A 7046-nucleotide genomic window follows, 5' to 3' on the forward strand; every position below is an offset into this window, starting at 1 on the left:
AGTCTGCTGCCAAGGCATGTATGACTGCCATTGTGCCTACAGTCGCACCACCAGCAATAATAAGAAGAAGTGTTAAGAGGATTGCTGGTGGATGAAATCCTAGACAACTAATGGAAATAATAGAAAGCAAATATCCTAAAATCAGCGCTTTTTTAGTCCCAATTTTATCTGCAATAATGCCAAAGATAAGAGTTCCTAAAATAGCGCCAATATTTAAAGTTACTAGAAAAGAAATACTCGAACCTAAAGAATAGCCTCCGACATTCATTAATTTTGGCAGCCATGTATTAAGGCCGTATACCATTAACATGACCATGGCGAAACCGCACCAGATTAATAATGTTCCTAAACCTTTTCCTTCTGTGAACAGACCAATTACAGGGATCTTTTGTGAAGGGGGAGTTAAATCAACTACATATTGCATTTCTGGTTGATGTTGATGCAGTGGATTGAATTTTTCTAACGTTTTGACAACATCAGCTTGACGATTTTTATGTATTAAATAGCTAATCGATTCAGGAAATGTTTTATATATAAACGGAATAACAAAAATGAATAAGCCTGCTACCCAAAATGTAATTTGCCATCCAAAACGTGGGATAAAAAATAAGCCAGATATACCCGAAAGTATTGCACCTACACCGTAAAATGAAAGCATTAAGGTAATTAGACGATTACGATGGGTATTGGGTGACATTTCTTTGATGATGGTAACTAAATTAGGTACGGCACCGCCCAAACCTATTCCAGTGAATAAACGACATATAAAGAAAGTCTGAGTATTGTGTGCAAATCCATTCAGTGCTACGGCAATGCTAGCTAAAATAACACAACATATAATGATGTTTTTACGACCAAACTTATCTGCGGCCATTCCTAATGTTACGGCACCAATCATCATACCCATTAATGACGCTGCACCAAGCAGACCTGCTGTTTGAGGCGATAAGGCCCACTCTGTCATTAAATGAGGTAAGACAGAACCATAAATAACGAGGTCATATCCATCAAATAACATAATGATAGAGCACCAAAATACGAGTAGTTTATGGTGTTTATTTAGAGTAGTTCGGTCAATGAGACCTATTGCATTTACCTTTTGCATAGATTCCTTCCTTAATTAAATTTCCATTTAAAATTAATGTTTTATATAGCTTTCCTGCTATTTAATAAATTAAATATATTCGGTTTAATATGAGTTTATTGATATAGTAATTATTGATCAAATGAATAAAACATATTATTGTATATTAGCTATGTCTATAATGGTGTGTAAAATACAGTTTGAAAAATATTAAATTAATAGAATTCAGTAGTTTATGTTTTTGAAAATGTAGATCAAAGTTGTTTAAGATCATAGGGAATTATATAGAGGCAAGTCTGATGACTTGATTTTAGTGATAATTTAATGATTGTTAGTTAAATCCAAATTTTATATTTCGAAGTATTCATTATGATTGATCTGAATTTGGTTAAAATCTTTATTACGATTTATGATACACGTAGCGTAAGTGTTGCTGCGGAGCGTTTAAATATTACCCAACCTTCTGTAAGCCATAATCTGGCTCGCCTAAGACACATTTTCAAAGACCAACTGTTTAACAGAACTAAAGAAGGGATGATCCCCACAGCATATTCTGTTCAATTATATGAATCTTTAAATCAACCTTTAATAGATATAGAAAATACCATTAGTGAAGTGACCAATTTTGATATCACAAATAGTGAACGGTGTTTTAAAATTGCATTAACCGATATTGGTGGACTTTATTTTTTACCTAAAATTTATGAAAAATTAGATAAAATTGCCCCTAATATTTCATTGGAAGTCGTGAGTATGGACATGAATAAGCTCACTGACTGGCTAATTACAGGTAAGATTGATGCTGCAATTTGTAATAAAAATTTAGAAGATCGAAATATTAATACGCTAAAGCTTTTTCAAGAAAAGTATGTTTGTTTGGTTAGTAACAATATTAAACTAGAGAACAATGAATTAACTTTACAGCAATTCTTAAAGGAAAATCATGCAATTGTTTCAGCCTCAACTGGACATAATCTAGTTGAAAATTATTTGAATAAAAAAGGATTACGTCGAAAAATTAAGCTAAGAGTACCTCAGTTTAGTATCCTCAATGAGCTTATTGAAAAGCATAATTTAATTGTAACAGTACCAGAGAGAATCAGTCTCTTTTTTGAGTCAAATAAAAATATCAACATTTATGATGTGCCATTTGAATTACCAGAATTTGATATCACTTTACATTGGTATAAAAAATCAAGTGATATTGCAGCACAAAAATGGTTTATAAAATTTTTACAGGACACTTTAAGAAATATATAAATTAATATTGCATATTTTATTATAATTTGGATATAGATGATATTTCTTCGTTAAATAAGAGTGCAGCAGAACTCAACATTCAAAGTTGAGCTGAACTTAATAGTCGAGTGATGACTAAAGAAGTGAAGATATTTAATCTATTAAATCAGGGAGCAGTGTCAAGTTCAGCTAAGTTTCAGTGTCGCGTTTACTTTTAATATTAATGAGCTTGAGAATCATGAGCGTAGTGTATGATGAGTAGGGATTATCAATTAAATTCAGGACCAATTAAGAGCATAAAGTCTAAGTAGGGACAGGCTGTAAATGTATAAGCAGAATATAGTAGTCTCAATTTTAAAATGAGAGATAAAGAAAATTTAAATATATTTTGGAGCTTTATGTTAATTGAAAAATATAATATTTTCAGCAGACTATCAAGCTGAATTTTGTCAGAGAATAATTTAAAGAGGTTCAGAACGAACGGTAATGGTTTTTGAAGAAAATAGATTTGAATAACATTTCACTGTGAATATATTTAATAATTAAAAGAGAGTAAATACTCTCTTATTATTTTAACTTATATTAATCAGCTCTAATCCAAGTTTGACTTCGTCCCAAAAGTGAAATACCTATATAGCCACGAAGTATTATTTTTTTACCGTTTGAGCTCATTGTAATTTTACCTTTATATATATTTCCAGAGGCAGGATCAAGGATTTGGCCGTTAATATATTCATTTTTAACTTTGGGATTTATAATAAAATTAGATAATATATTTAATCCAATCATGGGTTTATTGTTTAAATCACCTTTGCAATTAACACACTTATCAAATTTTGGTGAACTCCCATTTGGTAAATTATAAATTTTTTCAATTTTTCCAGAATAGCTATTATCACTATTTTTATTAATATTAACAACTGCCCTAGGAGTTCCTGTTTTATCGTCAATAGTTTTCCATTTACCAACGATGTCACTAGCCCAAGTATTAGAAATACAAATTAAAAATAAAAAAAACAATATTAGAAAATTATTTCTAAACTTTGTTGATCTATTTATTAAAGTTTCCTGGGCTTTAATTAATGTCTCAAATGGTGATGATTTCTTGAGAAGAATTTCATTTTTGAACATATTAGGCTTAATATTTATAATATTCATTTATAGTGTTCCTTAAAACTTATAACCTATTTTTAGACCATAAGCCCATGCTGTGTTATTACTAAAATAAGCATCTGAGTTATTTGTGCCAAAGTCAGCAGCAGACTGAGCTCTAGCATCTCCTAACCAAAAATGTTTTACACCTAAGGCAATATCGTAATTGGGTTGAGGGCTAAATTTAAAACCAACACCGACATTCCAGTAACCTTTTGTTGGCCCTAATGTTGTAATCGGATCACCAGCACCACTATCCCAACCTACAGACAAGCTTCCTCCCCAATGATCGTTTAACTTACGTCCCAATCCAACGTTTGCTGAAATCTGATCTTCATAATAAGTAACTAAATCTATTCCTTTACCCATCACTTGTTGTGTTGTTTTGTATAATTTGGGAGGAGAGATTTTATTCTTTGACCATTCCACCCAACGTACATTTGCAAATGCAACAGTATCAGCCATGATTCCTGATTGCAGGTCTAAATTAATGCTTTGAGGTGTAGTTACAGTTGAAGGTGATACGTCAGTACCAAAGTCGGTGACACCATATACTGGATGTCTCAGTGCTAGTGATTCCGTCATTTTTACATCATGATCGATTTCGGAACGATAGGTTAGTGATGTTTTTAATGCAATTTCAGGAATTGAGTAAGCGAAGCCTGCTAACCAACCTGTACCCAATTTCTCAGAAGTTGTCATGTCATATTTTAACCACATATATCCTGCACCACGGACATGAGTTTCACCTTTTACAGTTTGTAAGACTGGGCCTGCATAGAAATTCCAATTTTCATTTGGTTGATAGCCGACAATTGTGCTTAAGTTTTGTGTGGTCACTTTAGCACCAGTACTTGCATCACCTTCAGTATAGGCTGGTAATTTTTGTATGGGATAAAGTGAGTCTGAACCAAAAGGGTGATCGTATAAAAAACCAATTGAGAAATGATCTGTAAGCTGTAACTTGAGAGCCGCAGATGGTGCAATATAGTGATTGGCAATATTACCTGTATCCATATTTGCAGCTGCGCTTAATCCACCTTTATTAAAATCAGCGTCAATTTTTCCAGATACATTTGGATCAAGCACATTTATTCCTGCTTCAAAATAATGATTAGGTTGCAAGAATGCTGCAACACTTTGGGTCGTGCGTTCCATTCCAGCCCCTAAAGTTAAGCTAAATGGGAAAATGGTTAAACTAGTACCGATAAAAATACTTTTGTTCATCTTAATTCCTTAAATTCCATTTTAATTAAGCCTTATTCCTAAAGACTTAGAATGAAGTCTAAGTTATTACAAAATAAAAAAATGGTTGAATAGTCTCAATTGAATAGTTAAATAGTCTCATTATGTTTGTTTTGCCATTGTTTAGGTGTCATACCAAAGCATTGCTTAAAAGATTTAATAAAGTTGGAAGGGTGGCTAAAACCTAGATAATAAGCAAGTGAGCTAATTGACCCTCTATTTTGTATAAGATATTTACTTGCAAAATCCATACGTACGTATTGTATAAGATCTTCGTAATTGGTTTCATGTTCTTGTAATTTTCTAAAAAAAGTACTTCGTGAAATATATAAAAGCTTAACAAAATCTTTTGTATTTAGTGGTTTGTTGATGTGACTGTAAATAAGACCAAGTACCTGAAATATCCAATTTTTTTTTATACTATTAAACACCTTGAAATCATACTCAGCTTGCTTTATTAATTGGTAAAATTCAGATTCTTTTTTATTTATAAGTGATTTTTTTTCAAGATTTATTATTGGGATAATAAGTCGAGTCTCGGGTTTGTTCCAGTCGATTGAACATCGTAAAAAGTTTAATTTCCGAGAGTACACAGGTGTTGGAAATTCAAATTCTAGCTGTAATCCTTTAATATCGTATAAATTAGTTAATAATCGAATTATTAGAATACTAAGGACTTCTTGGCTATATTGATTGAATTGATATGTATCACCAAGAGGAATCATTTTACGGTAGTGGATGATAATTAGTTGATCTTGTTGCTCAACCTTAAACCAAATTGTAGGGTCAATTAAAAGACTATATCTCTCTAAGATATGAAGGGCATCAGAAAGTGTTGGGCTATATTCTAATAATTTCCCAATTATACCTAAATGGTGTAGTTGTATATATTTACCTACTTTTATTGATAGTTCATCTGAAGATAATGCTGTTATACAATTTAATGTTAAAGTATTTAACTCTGCATATGTTAGTTTAAAATACTTATTGCGTAAATCATCTAGTGAAAGATCTAAATTTGAAAAAATATCTTCATAAGAAATATGCTCTTGTAAGCAAAGTTCCACAATTGTAAGAGGAATATACGTTGGCAAAAAAGATTCATAAAATTTAAATTGCATGGTTTTCTTCCTTTTTACTAAATTTTACTTAGCACTTAAAATACTTACACAATCCTTCTTGAATTTTAAGTGTTTGATTAAAAATAACTTATTAATTAGGGGTGGAATAATTTTATCTTTTTTGTGGTATCGGGCATACTTGGTTTAATTTAAACGTATCTTATATACCATTCCAAATTCTTAATTCCACCTTCTAATTTTGCAGGCAATTAGTCTCTTGTGTATATGAGTTAACCTGAATATTGGATACAATGTAACCGTTATGTATGAAAAGTACAAGCCTTGTATAAGTCTTGGTATTAAATTGACTTGTATTTAGTTTGATAAAATATCGCCATGACTATGTTGGGTTGTAAGATTTGACATATAAAGTAAATAAAATTTTATATTATATAATTGATTAATAAAGTATTTATTCCTGTTTCTAAGTAAATTTCATTTTTTTAATTATTAATTCTTTATTTTAGAAAGTCTGATTATTTTTCATTCTTTTATTGACATTAAATATTTATGGATACATAGTATCCATAAATATTGTGAGTATATATCATGAACAATTGGGCTAAACCGCAAAAAGACTCAAGGTTTGTAGTAGTTGATGGTTTGCGAATTCATTACAAGCTAAAAGGTAAAGGCTCTGTAATCTTAATGCTTCATGGGAGTGGATCTTCTTTACAAGGAGTTGAAGAAGTTGCATTACTTTTGTCAAAGTCTTTTACAGTGATTTGGCTTGATCTTCCTGGGTTTGGGTTAACAGGACCACGTCCCGATCATGATTATCGTATTGAGACATATGTTTCAACCATAGCAAGATTTATGGAGGTATTGAAATTTAGTAAATATAGTTTAGTGGGAAATTCGCTAGGCGGAAATATTACGTGGAATCTGGCATTGAAACATCAATATAAACTTAATGGAATTGTGTTGATCAATGCGACAGGTTATCCAGAAAAGAACATTCCTTCAGGGCTTCGTTTGGCACGCAATCCTTTTTTTAGACCTTTATTACGATTGTGGCTACCGCGTATTGCAACTGAGCGTAATCTTAAATCGATAGTTGGTTCTACTTCTACAATTGTGAATAAGGCGATGGTTGACAGAGTGCATGGTTTGATGTCGTTGCCTGGTAACCGTTCTGCTTTTATTGACCTTATGAATACTGATCAAAAAGATTGTAGTGTTGAAATTCGTGAAATTACAGTGCC

6 protein-coding genes are annotated in these 7046 nt (G+C 31.6%); 2 read left to right on the forward strand and 4 right to left on the reverse strand.

Annotation, left to right across the window (positions count from 1 at the left end):
- Positions 1 to 1018, reverse strand: a 1018-nt coding sequence (locus C1642_RS17725) for an MFS transporter (protein ID WP_265735000.1), incomplete at its 3' end; no start/stop codon positions are given.
- Between the two features lie 435 nt (positions 1019 to 1453).
- Here C1642_RS17725 and C1642_RS17730 point away from each other — a divergent pair.
- Positions 1454 to 2344: a LysR family transcriptional regulator gene (locus C1642_RS17730; protein ID WP_062848894.1), complete on the forward strand. Its 891-nt coding sequence runs from the start codon at positions 1454 to 1456 to the stop codon at positions 2342 to 2344.
- A gap of 561 nt (positions 2345 to 2905) precedes the next feature.
- On the opposite strand, the gene C1642_RS17735 is transcribed toward C1642_RS17730, so the two are convergent.
- From C1642_RS17735 to C1642_RS17745, 3 genes are all read right to left on the reverse strand, one after another.
- Entirely contained in the window at positions 2906 to 3481 is a 576-nt protein-coding gene (locus tag C1642_RS17735; protein ID WP_103236673.1) for a DUF2147 domain-containing protein, read from the reverse strand.
- A gap of 12 nt (positions 3482 to 3493) precedes the next feature.
- Positions 3494 to 4702, reverse strand: coding sequence for an OmpP1/FadL family transporter (locus tag C1642_RS17740; RefSeq protein WP_103236674.1), 1209 nt, complete (start codon positions 4700 to 4702; stop codon positions 3494 to 3496).
- Positions 4703 to 4809: 107 nt separating this feature from the next.
- Positions 4810 to 5841, reverse strand: a complete 1032-nt coding sequence (locus C1642_RS17745; RefSeq protein WP_103236675.1) for an AraC family transcriptional regulator — start codon at positions 5839 to 5841, stop codon at positions 4810 to 4812.
- 549 nt (positions 5842 to 6390) lie between these two features.
- Here C1642_RS17745 and C1642_RS17750 point away from each other — a divergent pair.
- The coding region (locus C1642_RS17750; RefSeq protein WP_213064290.1) for an alpha/beta fold hydrolase at positions 6391 to 7046 on the forward strand (656 nt) is incomplete at its 3' end.

Origin of the sequence: Acinetobacter sp. AKBS16, assembly GCF_002899995.1 — a bacterium.
Taxonomy (GTDB): domain Bacteria; phylum Pseudomonadota; class Gammaproteobacteria; order Pseudomonadales; family Moraxellaceae; genus Acinetobacter; species Acinetobacter baumannii.

Coding starts and splice junctions, on each gene's coding strand:
- C1642_RS17735 (WP_103236673.1), bottom strand. CDS start 3,481: ATGAATATTATAAATATTAAGCCTAATATGTTCAAAAATGAAATTCTT.
- C1642_RS17730 (WP_062848894.1), top strand. CDS start 1,454: ATGATTGATCTGAATTTGGTTAAAATCTTTATTACGATTTATGATACA.
- C1642_RS17745 (WP_103236675.1), bottom strand. CDS start 5,841: ATGCAATTTAAATTTTATGAATCTTTTTTGCCAACGTATATTCCTCTT.
- C1642_RS17740 (WP_103236674.1), bottom strand. CDS start 4,702: ATGAACAAAAGTATTTTTATCGGTACTAGTTTAACCATTTTCCCATTT.